This is a genomic window from Cohnella sp., assembly GCF_041641335.1.
Lineage (GTDB): Bacteria > Bacillota > Bacilli > Paenibacillales > Paenibacillaceae > Cohnella.
In genome coordinates, this window is sequence record NZ_JBEPYQ010000012.1 from 46,544 (window position 1) to 62,365 (window position 15,822).

Sequence of the window (15,822 nt, forward strand, 5' to 3'; positions counted from 1 at the left end):
CCGCTCAACATAAGCGATAACCATAATTGCCGCTTCAGATAGAGCAATACGTTACACTCCGAGCCCGCGCATTCCTGCAATTTCGCGTCCCGAATAGTATAATGAACGAAGGAAGGAGTGTCCGACAAACTTATGAAAACATTGGTATTAGCGGAAAAGCCCTCCGTCGCGCGGGAAATCGCCAGGGTGATGGGCAGCCATAATAAGAATAAGAGCTATATCGAAGGACCGAAGTATGTCGTCACGTGGGCTTTGGGGCATCTGGTGGGCCTTGCGGAGCCGGAGGATTACGACGCCAAGCTCGGGAGCTGGGCGCTGGAGGATCTGCCGATCTTGCCCGAGAGCATGAAGCTGAAGGTGTTGCGCGAAAGCAGTCATCAGTTCAAGGCGGTGCAGCAGCTCATGCGCAGGCCAGACATCGGCGAGCTGATCGTGGCAACGGATGCGGCGCGGGAAGGCGAACTGCTGGCCCGGTGGATCATCGACATGGTCAAATGGAAAAAGCCGTTCCAGCGGCTCTGGATTTCCTCCCAGACCGACAAGGCGATCAAGGAAGGCTTCGCCTCCCTGAAGCCGGGCAGCCAGTACGAACGTCTGTACCAGTCCGCCCGCTGCCGGGCGGAGGCAGACTGGATGATCGGGCTGAACGTTACGCGCGCTTTGACATGCAAGTTCGGTTCGCCGCTCTCCGCAGGCCGCGTGCAGACTCCGACTTTGGGCATGATCATGCAGCGGGAGAAAGAGATTTTGTCTTTCCACTCGGAAGAATATAGCCAGTTGCGCGTCAACCTCGGCAAGTTCGAAGCGTTATGGCGGGGAGCGAACGGGGATTCGCGAATTTTCGATGCTGCCAAGGCCAAGGATTTGCAGGATAAGCTCGCCGGAAAAAGCGGCCGCATCTCCTCTCTGAAGAAAAGCGAGAAGTCGGTTCCGCACCCGCTCGCCTACGACCTGACGGAGCTTCAGCGGGATGCGAACCGGCTGCTCGGCTTCTCCGCCAAAATGACGTCGAACGTGCTGCAGCGGCTGTACGAGCAGCACAAGCTGGTCACCTATCCGCGTACCGATTCACGCTACCTGACTTCGGATATGACGGATACGTTGAAGGAGCGTTTGTCCGCCGTTGCTATCGGGCCGTATGCGCCGCTGGCGCGTCCACTGCTGCGCGGCCAGCTGCCGCTGAGCAAGCGCGTTGTCGACGATAGCAAAGTGACCGACCACCACGCCATTATCCCGACGGAGCAGGTCGTGATGCTGAACGCGCTCAGCAACGAGGAACGGAAGCTGTACGATCTGATCGTGAGGCGGTTTATCAGCTTGTTCTACGGACCGGCCCGCTTCGATCAGGTGGCGGTAACGGTCGAGGCGGCAGGAGAAACTTTGTCCGCCAAGGGGACGACGATTAAGGATGCCGGGTGGCGAGTCGTCTACGACGGACAGTCGATGGAGGACGAAGAGAACGACGATTCCTCGGAAGACAAGGACACCGTGCTGCCGGAGCTGCGTCAAGGCGAGACGGTCGAGATCAAGCAATGTCGCCTCCAGACCGGAAGAACGTCGCCTCCGAAGCGGTACACCGAAGCCGCCCTGCTGACGCAGATGGAGAAGCACGGCCTGGGAACGCCGGCCACCCGCGCGGACATTATCGAGAAGCTGGTCAGCTCGGATACGATCGAACGGCAGGGCAACCTGCTTCATCCGACGGGCAAAGGCAAACAGCTCATCGAGCTGGCGCCTTCGGACCTGCGCACGCCGGAGCTGACGGCGCGCTGGGAAGCGGATCTTGAGAGGATCGCCCGCGGACAAGGCAAAGCCGATCCGTTCCTGAAGGGCATTCGCGACATGGCCCGCGAGCTCGTCTCCGGCGTCAAGAACAGCGAGGCCAGTTATGTACCGCACAACGTCTCGGCCAGCCACTGTCCGGATTGCGGCACGCGAATGCTGGAGAAGAAGACGAAGCGCGGCCTGCTGCTTACCTGCCCCAACGAAGACTGCGGCTATCGGCGCTCCGGCGAGCAGCAGCTCTCGAACCGGCGCTGTCCCCAGTGCCATAAGAAAATGGTGCTGAAGGAAGGCAAAGCGGGCAAATACGTGCAGTGTCTGCCGTGCGGCTTGACGGAGACGTTGAACAAAGACAGCATGCACATGAACAAACGCGAGCAGCAGCGGCTCGTTAGTCAATATTCCAAGCAGCAGGAGCCTCTCGGCACGAGCCTCGGGGATCTGTTGAAAGCGGCAATGGAAAAGAAAAAAGACTAAACCGGCTTGGCCCGAACCTGGTACCGCGTTCCTCTGCGCGGTCCCGGTCCGGGCCATCGCTATTTTGCGGGGCCCATAAACCCCTCAACCTGGGGCTCGATAACGGTCTGTCGCGCCGTTATTTCCGCGAAACCTCCAACTTTGGCCCCGTTAACGGTCTGTCGCACCGTTATTTCCGCGAAACCTCCAACTTTGGGCCCGTTAACGGTCTGTCGCGCCGTTAACCTTGACCCTTTAGCGCCTTCATGCTACGTTATTGATAATTATTCTCAATAATGAAAATTTGCCCGAAAGGACGATGACGGTGCCCGACCTCCTCTCGCACGATGTGCAGTCCCTCCACGAGCTTGACTCCCTCTGGGTCAAGCTGACCGGCTCGGAATGGATTCCCCGCGGACGAATCGAGCCGCAGCTCGTCGATTCGCATGCGATCCTGGTCATCAAGCAAGGCAAGGGACGCCTGACGATCGACCTTCAAGAGAGCAGGGTGGACGCCGATATCTCCTATCTCGTCTCTCCCGGACAGACGATCGCCGTCTATCCGGAAGGCGACGATCCGTTCTCCCTCTATCTGATCCGGTTTCGCGTCAAGCGCGAGGACGGTTCGGAGGCCAACCTTCCAGCGAGCGGAAAGCTGCCTCCTCCTCACGCGGAAGCCGGGACAAGCAGCGAGGCGCTTCACCAGCACTGGACGGAAGGCGGTCCGCTGGAGCGTCTCCGCGCGCAAGCCGTCCTGCAGGAGTGGCTTTACTGGATTCTGAAGCCGATTCCGCGGACGTCCGCGGCCAATTCCCGGGCGGCGCTGGAACGAACCAAAGCCTATATCGACAGCCATTATCATGAAAATCTGACGCTCGAGCAGCTGGCGCGAATCGCCGAGCTCAGCCCGAAATATTTCGCCGAGCTGTTCAAGAAGACGTACGGTGTCAGCACCATCGATTACGTGACCGAAGCGCGCTTGAACCATGCCAAGCGATTAATCGCGCAATCGGATATGAAGCTGAGCGACATCGCCCACCAAGTCGGCTACAACGACGAATTCTACTTCAGCCGCAAGTTCAAGCAGGCGACCGGGCTGACGCCGTCCGCTTACGCGAAAAACCGCCGATGCAAAGTCGCGGCCTACATGTCGCCTGTTGCCGGCCATTTGCTAGCGCTCAACCTGATGCCTTACGCCGCTCCTCTCCATCCGAAGTGGACGCCCTACTATTACAATGTCTACCGGACGGACATCCCGCTCCATCTCAGCGCCTACCGTTTTAACGAAGATTGGGAAGCCAATATCGCCGCATTGACGGATACCCGTCCCGACGCGATCATCACGCTCGATTACTTGCATCAGGGAGAAAGGGAACGGCTCGAAGCGATCGGCCCGCTGCTCGTTATCCCGTCCAAGGAGGTCGACTGGCGCCAGCAATTGCGGATGATCGCCCGCTTCGTGAACGCCGACGGGGACGCGGAGACTTGGCTGGCGCAATTCGAACGCAAGCTTAAGTTCGTTCGGGAGAGCGTTCGCCGCGAGCTTCGCGACGAGTCGGTTCTCCCGCTCAGCTTCTTCAAAGGACAGTTCTACTACTGCCCGACGCGCGGCATGACGGAAGTCGTGCGGCAGGAGCTGCGGTTGAATCTTCTCGGCCCCTTCGAGGAAGCCCGGTACAACACGCCGATCGCAGCGGACAAAATCGCGGAACTGGATGCCGACCGCATTCTGCTGAACGTCTGCCAAGAACCCGAGACGCTCGCCGAATGGCGAATCCGTCAGGCTTCCTCCCTGTGGCAGGATCTGAAGGCGGTTCGCAGGAACAAAGTATACGAACTTCCCTCCGATCCGTGGCGCGAGTACTCCGCTCATGCCGCAAGCCGGATGACGGATGATCTGGCGCGTCGCCTATGCGGAGATCGTCCAGATTAAATCCGGGGATTATCCATGTTCATCGGTTCGTTTTCCGTATATAATCCTTTGGTGAGAATGATTATCATTACTGATCAAGGAAACGGAGTTGTTGAGGTTATGTTTAAGAAATTAACCGCGCTGGTCATGGCTTGCGCGCTTGTATTCGGTCTTACGTCCGTCGCTGGCGCGGCGCCGGCGGCAAATTCAAAGAGGGAGATTACGTATAAGGGCCAAGTCTATACCGTACCGGTCAAAACCGACAAAATCGTCATCGTAGGCGCATTGGAAGCGATGGAAGACGCGCTGGTCCTGAACTTCAAACCTCTTGGCGCGCCGACGACCGGCGGCACATTCCCGGCCCTGTTCTCCCGGATTACGAAAGGCGTCCAAGGCATCGGCGAGAAAACGCAGCCTAACCTGGAAACGATCCTGAAGCTGAAGCCGGACGTTATTCTCACCAGCACGAAATTCCCGGCCGAGACGAACGAGAAGCTGAGCAAAATCGCCGTGACGATTCCCGTCTCGCACATCTCGACCGACTGGGTTAACAACTTGAAGCTGCTCGGCGATCTGATCGGCAACAAGAACGCGGCTACGCAAGCCGTTCTTCAGTATCAGAGAGAGTTGGCATTGGTCAAAAAGGCGCTCGCCCCGAAGCTTGAAGACAAGACGGTTATGGCGATCCGCATCCGCGCGGGAAATCTGTTCATCTATCCGAAGGACGTTTTCTTTAACCCGTCTCTGTACAGGGATTTGGGCGCATCCGTGCCGAAGGAAGTTGCCGCGGCGAAAGCGCAGCAGAACCTCTCGCTGGAGAAGTTCGCCGAGATCAACCCGGACTACCTGTTCGTCCAGTTCTCTCCGGAAGAGAACGCGGATCAGCCTAAGGCGCTCGAAGAGCTGCAAAAAAATCCGATCTGGAAGAGCCTGAAAGCGGTCAAAAATGGCCACGTCTATGTCAACATCGTCGATCCGCTCGCTCAAGGCGGTACGGCTTACAGCAAAATTTCTTTCCTTCAAGCTTTGAAGCAAACCAAGCTCTATAAAGGCAAGTGAGAAGATCAACATGAAATTCAAAGCCACTCTGCCGGTTCTGCTGCTCGCATTGTCTCCGGTCGCCATCGCGTTCGCGCTGACGCTGTCCGTCGTGTACGGATCTAAGGCCATTCCGCTGGATACGATTCGCGACGCCTTGCTGCACTTCGATCCGGACAATGTAGATCATCAGATCGTCAGACACTCCCGGCTGCCCAGGGCGGCCGGGGCTCTCTTGATCGGAGCTTTCCTGGCCGTATCCGGAGCGCTTATGCAGGGGATGACAAGGAACTACCTTGCATCCCCTTCTATATTGGGCGTGACCGACGGCTCGATGTTCGCCATCACCGTCTGCATGGTCGTCGTCCCCAACGCCCCGATGCTCACGATGATTTTCTATTCGCTGATGGGCTCGGCATTCAGCGTAGCCATCGTCTTCGGGTTGGCCGCATCCGTGTTCACCCGGCTCTCGCCGGTCTCTTTGGCCATTCTGGGCACGGTCATCGGCACCTTCTTGAGCAGCGTAGCGGCCGCGGTCGGAATGTTTTTTCAAGTATCCCAGAACGTCAGCTTCTGGTACAATGCGCGTCTGCACCAGCTGGAACCGAATATGATCAAGCTGGCGATTCCGTTCGCCGTCGTCGGCCTGCTGCTCGCCATGCTCGTCGCCAAGTCGATTACGATGCTCTCCCTGGGCGAGGACGTCTCCGCTGGCCTGGGCGTGAAGACGACCGCGGTTAAGCTGACGGCGATGCTCAGCGTCGTGCTGCTGACGGGGATTGCCGTCGCGCTCGCGGGAAGAATCGGGTTTGTCGGACTGCTGGTTCCCCATATCGTCCGCATGCTTGCCCGCGTCGTCGACTACCGTTGGATCGTGCCGCTGTCCGCCGCGTTCGGAGGACTGTTCCTGGTCTTGTGCGACGTCGGCAGCCGCTTCCTGAACTACCCGTTCGAGATGCCGATCGGAGTCGTCACGGCCATCTTCGGCGTGCCCTTCTTCCTCTACCTGATCCGAACGAAGGGAGGCGGAATGCGTGCCCGCAAAAATTAAAGGAGCCTTCGCCCTCCTGCTTCTCGTCGGCTTGGGACTGATCGCGACGATGGTGTACGTCAGTCTGACGAACGGGGAATTCGACATTACGGTCAAGGACATCGTCCGTACCTTGCTGCGCATCGATCAGAATCGCGACCACGATCTCGTCGTCTTCGAGTTTCGCCTGCCGCGCATCGTCATCGCCGTGCTAGTCGGCATGGGACTCGGCGTCGCGGGAGCGGTGATTCAGGGTGTGACCCGCAACGGTCTGGCCGACCCGGGAATGCTCGGCATTAACGCCGGAGCAGGCGTCGCCATCGTCATTTTCCTGTACTTCTATCAAGGGCAGATTCGCGAAGTCACCTGGCTGTCCGTCATGGCCATGCCGCTGTTCGGCCTGTTCGGAGGACTGCTCGCGGCGCTGCTGATCTACTTGTTCGCCTGGAAGCACGGGCGTCTGGAGCCTCAGCGGCTGCTGCTGACCGGCCTTGCGATCGCTTCCGGCCTTAGCGCGATCTCGCTGTTCTTGACCTTGCGCATGAACTCCCAGGACTTCGAGATGGTCGCCGTGTGGACGTCCGGCAGCATTTACAACGCCAATTGGAAGTATATCGTGTCCATTTTACCCTGGTTCGCGGTGCTGATGCCCGTCGTCTACGCCAGATCGCACACGTTGAATCTGCTTCAACTGGACGACGACACCGTTCGCAGCATCGGCGTTCGCCTGGAGAGGCAAAAGGCCATTCTGCTGCTGAGCGGCATCGGACTCGTCAGCGCATGCGTATCCGTGGCCGGCGGCATCGGCTTCATCGGCCTGATTGCGCCGCATATCGCCAAGCGGCTGGTCGGCAGCGCTCATCAGCGCATATTGCCGATCTGCGCCATCGTCGGCGCGCTGCTGGTGCTGACCGCGGACTTCATCGGCAAGACGGTCTTCAGTCCGGTCGAGCTGCCCGCCGGCATCATCGTCGCCATTCTCGGCGTGCCGAGCTTCGTCTATTTGCTGTATCGCCGGAAAGGAAGAATGTAAGCCATGCACATCGAAGAGAAACTTATGCGTTCTGAGAACGGCAGCCGGACGTACCGGATCCGGATAGCCAAGCCGACGCAGCCTCCCCCGCCATCGGGCTATCCCGTCCTCTACGTGCTAGACGCCAATGCCGTATTCGGCACAGCCGCGGAAGCCGTGAACGTTCAAGGGCGCCGCTCCGACAAGACCGGGGTGGCTCCTTCGCTCGTCGTAGGGATCGGCTATTCTTCGGAGGAACCGTTCCCTCCCGACCGGCACTACGACTTCACCCTGGACAGCGATCCGGCGGTGCTGCCCTCCCATCCGCGAGGCGAACAATGGCCGCCCCAGGGAGGAGCCCGGCAATTCCTGCGCTTCCTGGAGCGCTGCCTGAAACCGGAAATCGCGCGGAGCTATGCCGTGGACGCTTCCAGGCAGACGCTATTCGGACATTCGCTCGGAGGGCTGTTCACGCTGTACGCGTTGTTCGCTTCCCCAGGCGCCTTCCGCACATACATAGCGGGAAGCCCGTCGATTCATTGGAACAAGGGATCCATTCTCGCGGAGGAGGCGGCTTTTGCCTCCCGAGACAGCGGAGCGAATGAGGAAATCCGCCTGCTGATCGCCGTCGGATCGCTAGAGGAAAACCACAAGAGCAGGATGGTCGACCATGCCCATGAGCTCGGCTTGAGGCTGAACGCTCTGAACCGGCCGGGGCTGCGCGTAGAGTACCGATCGTTCGAGGACGAGAACCACGTCTCCTTGCTGCCCGGTTTGATCAGCCGGGCGATTCGTTTCGCTGGGGGATAATCGAAGGAAAGGCCTTGTCTGGACAAGCTCTTTGCGACTTGTCGAGGCAGGGCTCTTTAGTCCACTACTGATACTCTCCCGCTCTACCCCGACACTGGCGGCTTACGGCTTTCCCGCTCTAACCCGACGCAGTCGGCTTGCAGCTCCCACATCCCGCCTCTTTCCCTCTCTAACCCGATGCAGTCGGCCTACGGCTCTGAATGAATCGCTTATGGATAGCTCGTATTATATTCCTCACATCGTCCAAACGATTAATCGCGAATTTAACTAACATTTCCCGTTTATAATGTGAGCTAACTTTAACCGATTCGCGAGGTGTTTCTTCTTGATTAAATGGCTTAAACGCAAAAGCCTGCTGTACACCAGCTCCGCCGTATTGTCCCTGCTGTTCCTGATCGTTATCGGCGTCATGGTCGCCGTGCTGTACAACGTGCAAAAAAGAGACGCGTATCGTCAATTCATCGAGCTTGGAGACAAGCTCCGAGTGCAGGCCCAAGCCAATTCCAATCTCATCTCCTCCGTCGCAGAGGCGGTGAAGGCCGGAGAAGAACCGCCTGCCAACGAGTCGGCCATTCTGGAAAAGTTGCTGAACGGCATGACGGACGACGATCTGATGATCAATGCCTACTACTTCTCCTCCGTCACCGAGAAGAAGGATGATCGGGCCGTTATGCGCTTTCTTCAAACCAGTGAATCGCTAAGCTCGGCAGGGAGCGGTGCGGGCTCGGAATTCATCCCGCCCGAAGTGTTCGTCGACGCCTTTGATCGCGCCGTCGGAGGCGAAGCGCATCTGACCCCCGCCTACGCGGACGAATTCGGGGAATGGATCACCTATGCGGCCCCGATCGTCGACAGCCAGGGGCGAACGATCGCCGTTTTCGGGATCGACTACGATTACGACCGGGTTCAGGACCGGATGATATCGATATTATGGGAAGCGATCGCATTCGGAGTCATCGCCGCCTTGGCCGCTATCTCGCTGGTCCTCTACCTCGTACGCCAAATCGTTCTTCCGCTGCGCCTCCTGGCCCTTACGGCCAACGAGGCCGCTCAAGGCAATCTGACCGTCGCCGTGCCGGTCACGACAGGCAACGAGATCGGGCAAGCCTCCGCCTCTTTTAACGCGATGATCGGCAATCTTAGAGAACTTGCGCTTCGCGTTCAGAGCAACTCCCGCGAAGTGTCGACCTCCTCCGGGGACTTGAAAATGACGGCGCAGCAAACGGCCCAGGCGACCAACGAGATCGCCTCGGCCATTCAGAACGTCGCAGCAGGCACGGAAACGCAGCTCGGCAGCTCCCAAGAATGCCAGCGCGCGATGACGGAGATGGCCGTCGGCATCCAGCGAATCGCCGAATCCTCCACCGTCGTCTCCGACCTTGCCACGCACGCGGCCAAGCAGGCCTCGGAAGGAGCCGCGGTCGTCGAGCAAACGGTGCGTCAGATGCAGACAATCGAGTCCCACGTCTTCGGCGCGGCCAGCTCCATGCGGGAGTTGAACCAGTACAGCGGCAAAATCGGAGACATTCTCTCCCATATCGCCGAAGTCGCCAACCAGACCAACCTGCTTGCGCTGAACGCTTCGATCGAGGCCGCCCGCGCGGGAGAACACGGCAAAGGCTTCGCCGTCGTCGCCCTCGAGATCCGCAAGCTGGCCGAACGTTCAAGAGAATCTTCGCAGGAAATCGCCGAGATTCTGCATACGATCGGGTCCCGTTCCGAGGAGGTCGCCGCTTCCTTGGAGGTATCCGCCGATGAGGCCCGCGAAGGCACGCAGCTGGCGAACGCGACGGGAGATACGTTCCGTCTTATCCTGTCCTCGATCAAGGAAGTGTCCGAACAAGTGCAGGAAGTATCCGCCGCCTCCGAGCAGATGTCGGCCGGAAGCGAGGAAATCGCCGCTTCCCTGGACGAGCTCGAACGGATCGCCCAGTCTTCCTCCGCGCACGCCCAGCAAGTCGCGGCCGCTTCGGAGGAGCAGCTTGCGTCGGTCGAAGAAGTCGCCAACTCCTCCGAGCAGCTTCGCGCGCTGTCGGCCGAGTTGGACACAGCCGTCAGCCGGTTCAAGGTGTAACTCCGGCTGACCTTTGGGCTACACCGCGTGAATTAGATGACCCTGTCGCCGCTCTTCTTCCAAGCCATCGGAAGAAGAGCGGCGATTTTCATAGGCGCTGACGGAGGCGGCGCAATCAATTGGTAGAATATTCATTTGACTACAGTCGTTCCCCCTACGATTATTAAGTTAAAAGCTATCTATTTGGTTCAACTTATATATATTGGGTTACCTACACGATATACCCCATTAGGAGACAGATATGAAAGAACAGAATGTACATAAGGAACAAAAAAAACTTCGCAGACTTTCCGGATTGCCCGGCTTCTACCGACTGCTCTTGCGATTCCGGATCTGGATAATCGCAACCGTTCTCGGACTTTTGTCGCTGGCGGCTTACGGAGTCTATTGGATACATTCTCTTGATATTGAGAAGTTGGTTGTTCCGGTACTGGCTCCGACTCAATTGATAGATAAGAATGGGAACCCCAGCTCCCAGATAAACTCCGTCAAAATCGAATCCGTTCCGCTCGCCCAAATCCCGTTGCATATGCGGCAAGCGATCGTCGCGGTCGAAGATAAGCGATTTTACGACCATACAGGAGTGGACGTCTTAGGAATTGCCCGAGCCGTGTTCCGCAATGTGAAGGAAGGCGGCGCAGCGCAGGGCGGAAGCACGATAACCCAACAACTTGCTAAAAACGTATTTTTGACCGGAGAAAAAAAGTTCTCACGCAAGCTGACGGAAGCGGCTTACGCTCTCAAGATTGAGTCTTCTTATAGTAAAGACCAGATTCTCGAAATGTATTTGAATCAAATTTATTTCGGTGAAGGTCAATGGGGGATACAAAGAGCAGCCAGGCGTTATTTCGGTAAAGATACGAAAGAGGTGACGTTAGCCGAAGCTGCCTTATTGGCCGCACTACCGAAAGCTCCCAGTCGTTATTCCCCGCTTAAGAACATGGAGCTCGCATTGGAACGACGAAATCTCGTGCTCGGCTTAATGCGGGATGAAGGTTTTATTTCGGCAGCAGAGCATAATCAAGCCATAGCAGAGCCGATTCAGGCGCTCAAGAAAGCCGCTCCGGAACTGGAAAATCAATTGCTGGGCCAATATGCTTCGTATACCGACGCCGTGATCGATGAGGCCATCGAATTATACGGATTTACCGAGCGTCAGCTGTTAGCGGGAAATCTTCTTATCTACACTGAACTGGATCCGGCAGTTCAAAAGGCCATGGAAGAAACGTATCGCAAGGATTCCCTGTTTCCAAAAAGCGCCTCCGATCAGCTCATACAGAGCGGAGCCGTTATCCTGGACCCGTCTACCGGAGGAGTCCGCGGAATCGTAGGGCAGCGGGGAGAGCATGTATTTAGGGGCTTCAATCACGCCACGCAGCTTGCAAGACAACCCGGTTCCGCATTCAAACCGCTGATGGTCTATGGGCCCGCTCTAGAAAAGGGATATCATGCGAATTCAATGCTCTATGACGGTCCGTTGGATATTAATGGCTATAAGCCTCAAAATGCCGATCGCCGAACAACGGGGCAGGTATCGCTTCGGGATGCAGTTATCCATTCCAGGAATATTCCGGCGGTCTGGTTATTGAATGAAATGGGTCTGGCAACCGGAAAAGCGTTTGTCGAGAGGCTCGGCATCCCTCTTGCAGAAGAAGATAACCATCTAGGCTTGGCGTTGGGCGGACTATCCCAAGGGGTATCTCCGCTTCAAATGGCGCAAGGCTACAGTGTATTTCCTAATCAGGGGACAGTAGTTCCGGCGCATACGATCGCCAAAATCACTACGACGGATGGACGGGTCCTAGCGGAAGCCGCGCCTCAACCGATTTCGGTTATGTTACCGGAGAATGCGTATGCGATGACAGAGCTATTGCGCGACGTTGTCCGGGAAGGAACAGGAAAGAACGCAGAAATGGATCGTCCGGTGGCGGGAAAGACAGGCACGACCCAGCTGCCGCATAACATTCAGAACGCAGCAAATGCCGGCGGCGCCAAGGACGCATGGTTTGTCGGTTATACGCCAGAGTTGGTGGGGGCCGTTTGGCTGGGTTACGACAACACGGACAGCGAGCATTATTTAACGACATCAGGCGGGCAATATCCGGCGCTCATCTTCAAAGAGATGATGTCACAGGCATTAAAAGGCGTACCCGTATCCGATTTCAAACGTCCCGCGACCGGGAAATTCGATAAAGAGAATAGCGATAAGGAGGGTAAGAAAGACAAAAAAGACGGGAAAGGCAAGAACGATAAGAGAGATAAGAACGATAAGAAAGACAAAAGAGAAGACAAAAGAGAAGAAAAAAAAGATAAGCAAGATAAAGCGAGAAGGGAAAGAGAGTAGTTGCCGTCACATATCAGAAGTCCATCCTATAGTAAAAGATGCAACCAAGTACGATGCGATCATAATCGCTACCACGATTACCAATATAATCAATCGCGGAATCCATTTGTTTATGTACAAAGTTACCACGTTGTAAACGCAATAAACGACCACATTATAAATGCAACTTAGTATTGCCGTTCCAAACTGATCCATTCCTTGCTTCAGATCGAAGGGACCATATGTATCTCTGAAATGCATATATAGAACCCCAGGGATAAGAACCGCAGTAAATAGTTCAAATAAAAGGAGAAGAACCTTTTCTTCAAGCTTAATCTTCAGCTTCCATGCAGATAATAAAAGAAGTGAAAATAAAATGATGGACAAGGGGAGGAGCACAATCCATATATTCAACAACACTTTCTCTCCTTTAAGTCTCTCAATCAGTCTTAATCTCATACGTTCAGGATTAGTATAATGCTTTCGAAGCTGATATGGCTTCCCCTATATCCGAAGGTGTTCACCTTATCCAAGCTTTCGAAGATGAACGGTCCGCAACAAGAGAATTGGGTAGCTAGACGGTTAAAGCTAAACAATAGTTGGATTCCTATTCTCGCTGGTCATCACAATACGCTCCCGAAGTACTCCCCTTGCGTCCGCCATCAGCCTCGACCGTCTTGCCCAAATTGCCCCGCCTAATGCAGCAACCCCCATTACGTTCGACTGTAAACACAAGAACCCGAAAGAGGTCACTTGTTAAAAGCGCCATCTCTCGGGTCATGATTCACATCTGTCTAACACTTCAGGATCTAGAGTGTCTTACCAATGTCTGCTGAAGAAAGTGCGTCTCTAGTGATACTGATGAGATGTACCTGTGAAGCTTGCAGGACCATTATAGCTTGAATTGCCGCAGGCGCAAGCATAAGTATCGTACCGGTACCAGTTGGTTATTGCACAGTTCACGCCTTGTTGACTGCCATCTGGCTTAGTAATAACGTACGAATGTGTTCCGCCCGATTGGGAGTACGAATTCGATCCAACTTTCACATGTTGATGTTGCCCGCTCGAATAGTAGTCACACGGGATATAGAACGGAGTAACTGTTTCTTCCTGTGCTGACAGCTCGTTTACTGGGGACGCCGTAGCTAAAGCCGCCCCAGACAACGAAGCAATTCCTAAAAGAATAAAGAGAGTTACTTTCTTAAGCACACTCAGTCACCTCCTTTATTTTTCCAAATTATCATTAATAATGATTTAAATCAATATATTTACATGGAAAAATTATTGATATAAAATCAAATCAGGGATTTGCAAATTTTACTGCAAAATGAACCTTCTTAATCCCAAGTGTCCATGCGGAGGAAATATCGATGAAAAGAAAAACCCGTTTTTTTCTGTTCCCCTTACTCTTAACTCTCACTGCCTGTAATCTGTCATCTGAGCCTGAGAAAAAAATCACCGGAGGCGATTACCCATCCATTATTCACGATTTAACTAAACCTGATATGGGGGGACGATTGACAGGGACCGTTGGCAACCATAATGCCGAGGATTTTATCTCTGAACATTTCCGGAATATTGGCTTGGATCCATTCTCACGAGAATCCTACGCGATGACCTATGAACATGAAGACAATACTCCAGATTCCCAATCGTTAGAATTGAAAATCACCTACCGCAACGGGTCTAGCGATACGTTCCAATATGGTTCCGATTATTTGGAGCAGAAGATTCCCTTTTCTTATGAGAACTCCGGCATCTATACATTTGATCCGAATGATCCGGAACTTCCCAAGCGTATTCTCATTGTGAAATCGACAGAAGAGCTGAATAAACTGCAAGATAAATCGCCATTGATGGTTTTCGTAGCAAAGGAAACGTTTAAGAGATATCTTTTAACTCAATCCTCCGACATCCCGACTCTTCAAATTTCGAAAGAAAAATATGAGCTCTTAAAAGAAAAACAATCGGAAATAGAAAAGGTTGCATTAAAATCCGATATTAAAACAAAAAAAGCGACCGCATCTAACATCGCAGGGGTAATAAAAGGGGCCGGCGGCCACGATCATCGAGAGGCTATCATTCTATCTGCTCATTTCGACTCGCTAGGCTCGGTCGGCGATCTCAAATACCAAGGAGCGACGGATAACGCCACTGGCGTAAGCGCTCTGATCCAACTTGCCTATAATCTTAAAACCCACTCCAGCAAGCATTCTCTGCATCCCGATATTGTATTTGCAGCCTTTAACGGGGAAGAATCGGGCCGACAAGGAAGCAAAGCTTTTGTAGAAGAAATTCTAGAAAGCAAGCACTACAGTCAAATCTATAACATTAACCTGGATTGTATCGGAGTTAAAGACGGCGGCTCCTATCTACTCATTGGGAATGAACCCAACTCCGGCTTAGCCGTAAATTTGGAACAATATTTTGGCGATCACGATTTTCCGCTTCAACCGCAGCAGGGCGGCTTTGAGAGCGACCATAACTCATTCGCAGAAAGACAGATTCATGCCGTCACAATCGGGCAAGAGAACGTGCCTTTTATCCATACTTCCAACGACACAGTGGATAAGATCGACTATGACTCCCTACAACAGTTTGTCACCGCCTTGTTCAATTTTGTCATATCCGTGCATCATATAGAAGAAACTGAACAAGCGGCCGATATTGAAGCTGCAACTCTTAGCGAATCGGAAATCGCCGACTTTGAAAAAGCTCAACAAGCTATCACGGATGCTCTACGCGTCATGAGGTTAGGGCAATATCAGATCATTGGCGATAAAAAACAGTCCTATACCGTCGTAAATAACCATGCTGTCTTTGATCAAGTTCATGAAGCCGAGCAATTGATCGAAGGTTTAAGCATTCCGGAAAAGTGGACAGACTACGCTTTCGACTCGGTTGGTGTGAACACGAACTTCCAGTTAACCCCTGAAAAAATACACGAGGCGGATTTTAATCAAATTTATCAATTTGACAACATCGCTCCAACGAACATCCAAAACATAGACCTTATATATAAGATGAATACAAACGAATATCTACAGATTTATATCAGTCGGGAGCCTTCCATTAATGAAGCTGAGCACGAAAATAGTGCCCAAATTACGACAGAGTCGCTAGAATACAAAAACAAGCAATATGACGTTCATAGTGCCGATCGTTTTATATTTATCACTACAGAAGTCGAAATCGAGGACAAGACGTTCTATGTCAAACTTATGCAAGGACGGAAAACAGATCAAGATGAGGTTAGGGGTCTGACCCTGAGTTGGTCAATCGAGGATAAGGAATCCGCACTATCCATTGCCCACGATTTGCAGCTGGAGGATTTGCTTAGAACGATAGGAATTTAATTTTCAGAGCATGCCGTCGACCTTCTCCA

The 15,822-nt window shown here is 54.1% G+C and carries 9 protein-coding genes; all 9 read left to right on the forward strand.

Annotation, left to right across the window (positions count from 1 at the left end; genetic code table 11):
* Positions 1-132: 132 nt before the first annotated feature.
* The 9 genes from ACESLM_RS05720 to ACESLM_RS05760 all read left to right on the forward strand — a co-directional run bounded on the left by ACESLM_RS05720 (position 133) and on the right by ACESLM_RS05760 (position 15,793).
* Positions 133-2,259 (forward strand): DNA topoisomerase 3, encoded by a 2,127-nt coding sequence (locus ACESLM_RS05720; RefSeq protein ID WP_372630525.1) that lies wholly within the window; start codon positions 133-135, stop codon positions 2,257-2,259.
* Between the two features lie 298 nt (positions 2,260-2,557).
* Positions 2,558-4,171 (forward strand): AraC family transcriptional regulator, encoded by a 1,614-nt coding sequence (locus tag ACESLM_RS05725; protein WP_372630527.1) that lies wholly within the window; start codon positions 2,558-2,560, stop codon positions 4,169-4,171.
* Between the two features lie 99 nt (positions 4,172-4,270).
* On the forward strand, positions 4,271-5,209 hold the full coding sequence (locus ACESLM_RS05730) for an ABC transporter substrate-binding protein (RefSeq protein ID WP_372630529.1): 939 nt from the start codon (positions 4,271-4,273) through the stop codon (positions 5,207-5,209).
* Between the two features lie 10 nt (positions 5,210-5,219).
* Positions 5,220-6,239 carry a FecCD family ABC transporter permease gene (locus tag ACESLM_RS05735; RefSeq protein WP_372630531.1) on the forward strand — a complete coding sequence of 340 codons (1,020 nt, stop codon included), beginning with the start codon at positions 5,220-5,222 and terminating at the stop codon, positions 6,237-6,239.
* Positions 6,240-6,288: 49 nt separating this feature from the next.
* On the forward strand, positions 6,289-7,251 hold the full coding sequence (locus tag ACESLM_RS05740; protein ID WP_372630605.1) for a FecCD family ABC transporter permease: 963 nt from the start codon (positions 6,289-6,291) through the stop codon (positions 7,249-7,251).
* Positions 7,252-7,275: 24 nt separating this feature from the next.
* The gene (locus tag ACESLM_RS05745; RefSeq protein ID WP_372630533.1) at positions 7,276-8,040 is read left to right on the forward strand and encodes an alpha/beta hydrolase; all 765 of its coding nucleotides are present in this window, start codon (positions 7,276-7,278) and stop codon (positions 8,038-8,040) included.
* A gap of 325 nt (positions 8,041-8,365) precedes the next feature.
* Positions 8,366-10,114, forward strand: coding sequence for a methyl-accepting chemotaxis protein (locus ACESLM_RS05750; RefSeq protein WP_372630535.1), 1,749 nt, complete (start codon positions 8,366-8,368; stop codon positions 10,112-10,114).
* A 241-nt stretch (positions 10,115-10,355) separates the two neighbouring features.
* Positions 10,356-12,458: a transglycosylase domain-containing protein gene (locus tag ACESLM_RS05755; RefSeq protein WP_372630537.1), complete on the forward strand. Its 2,103-nt coding sequence runs from the start codon at positions 10,356-10,358 to the stop codon at positions 12,456-12,458.
* 1,349 nt (positions 12,459-13,807) lie between these two features.
* A complete protein-coding gene (locus ACESLM_RS05760; protein WP_372630539.1) occupies positions 13,808-15,793 on the forward strand; it encodes a M28 family metallopeptidase in 1,986 nt (661 codons plus the stop codon).
* The last annotated feature ends 29 nt before the right edge of the window (positions 15,794-15,822 follow it).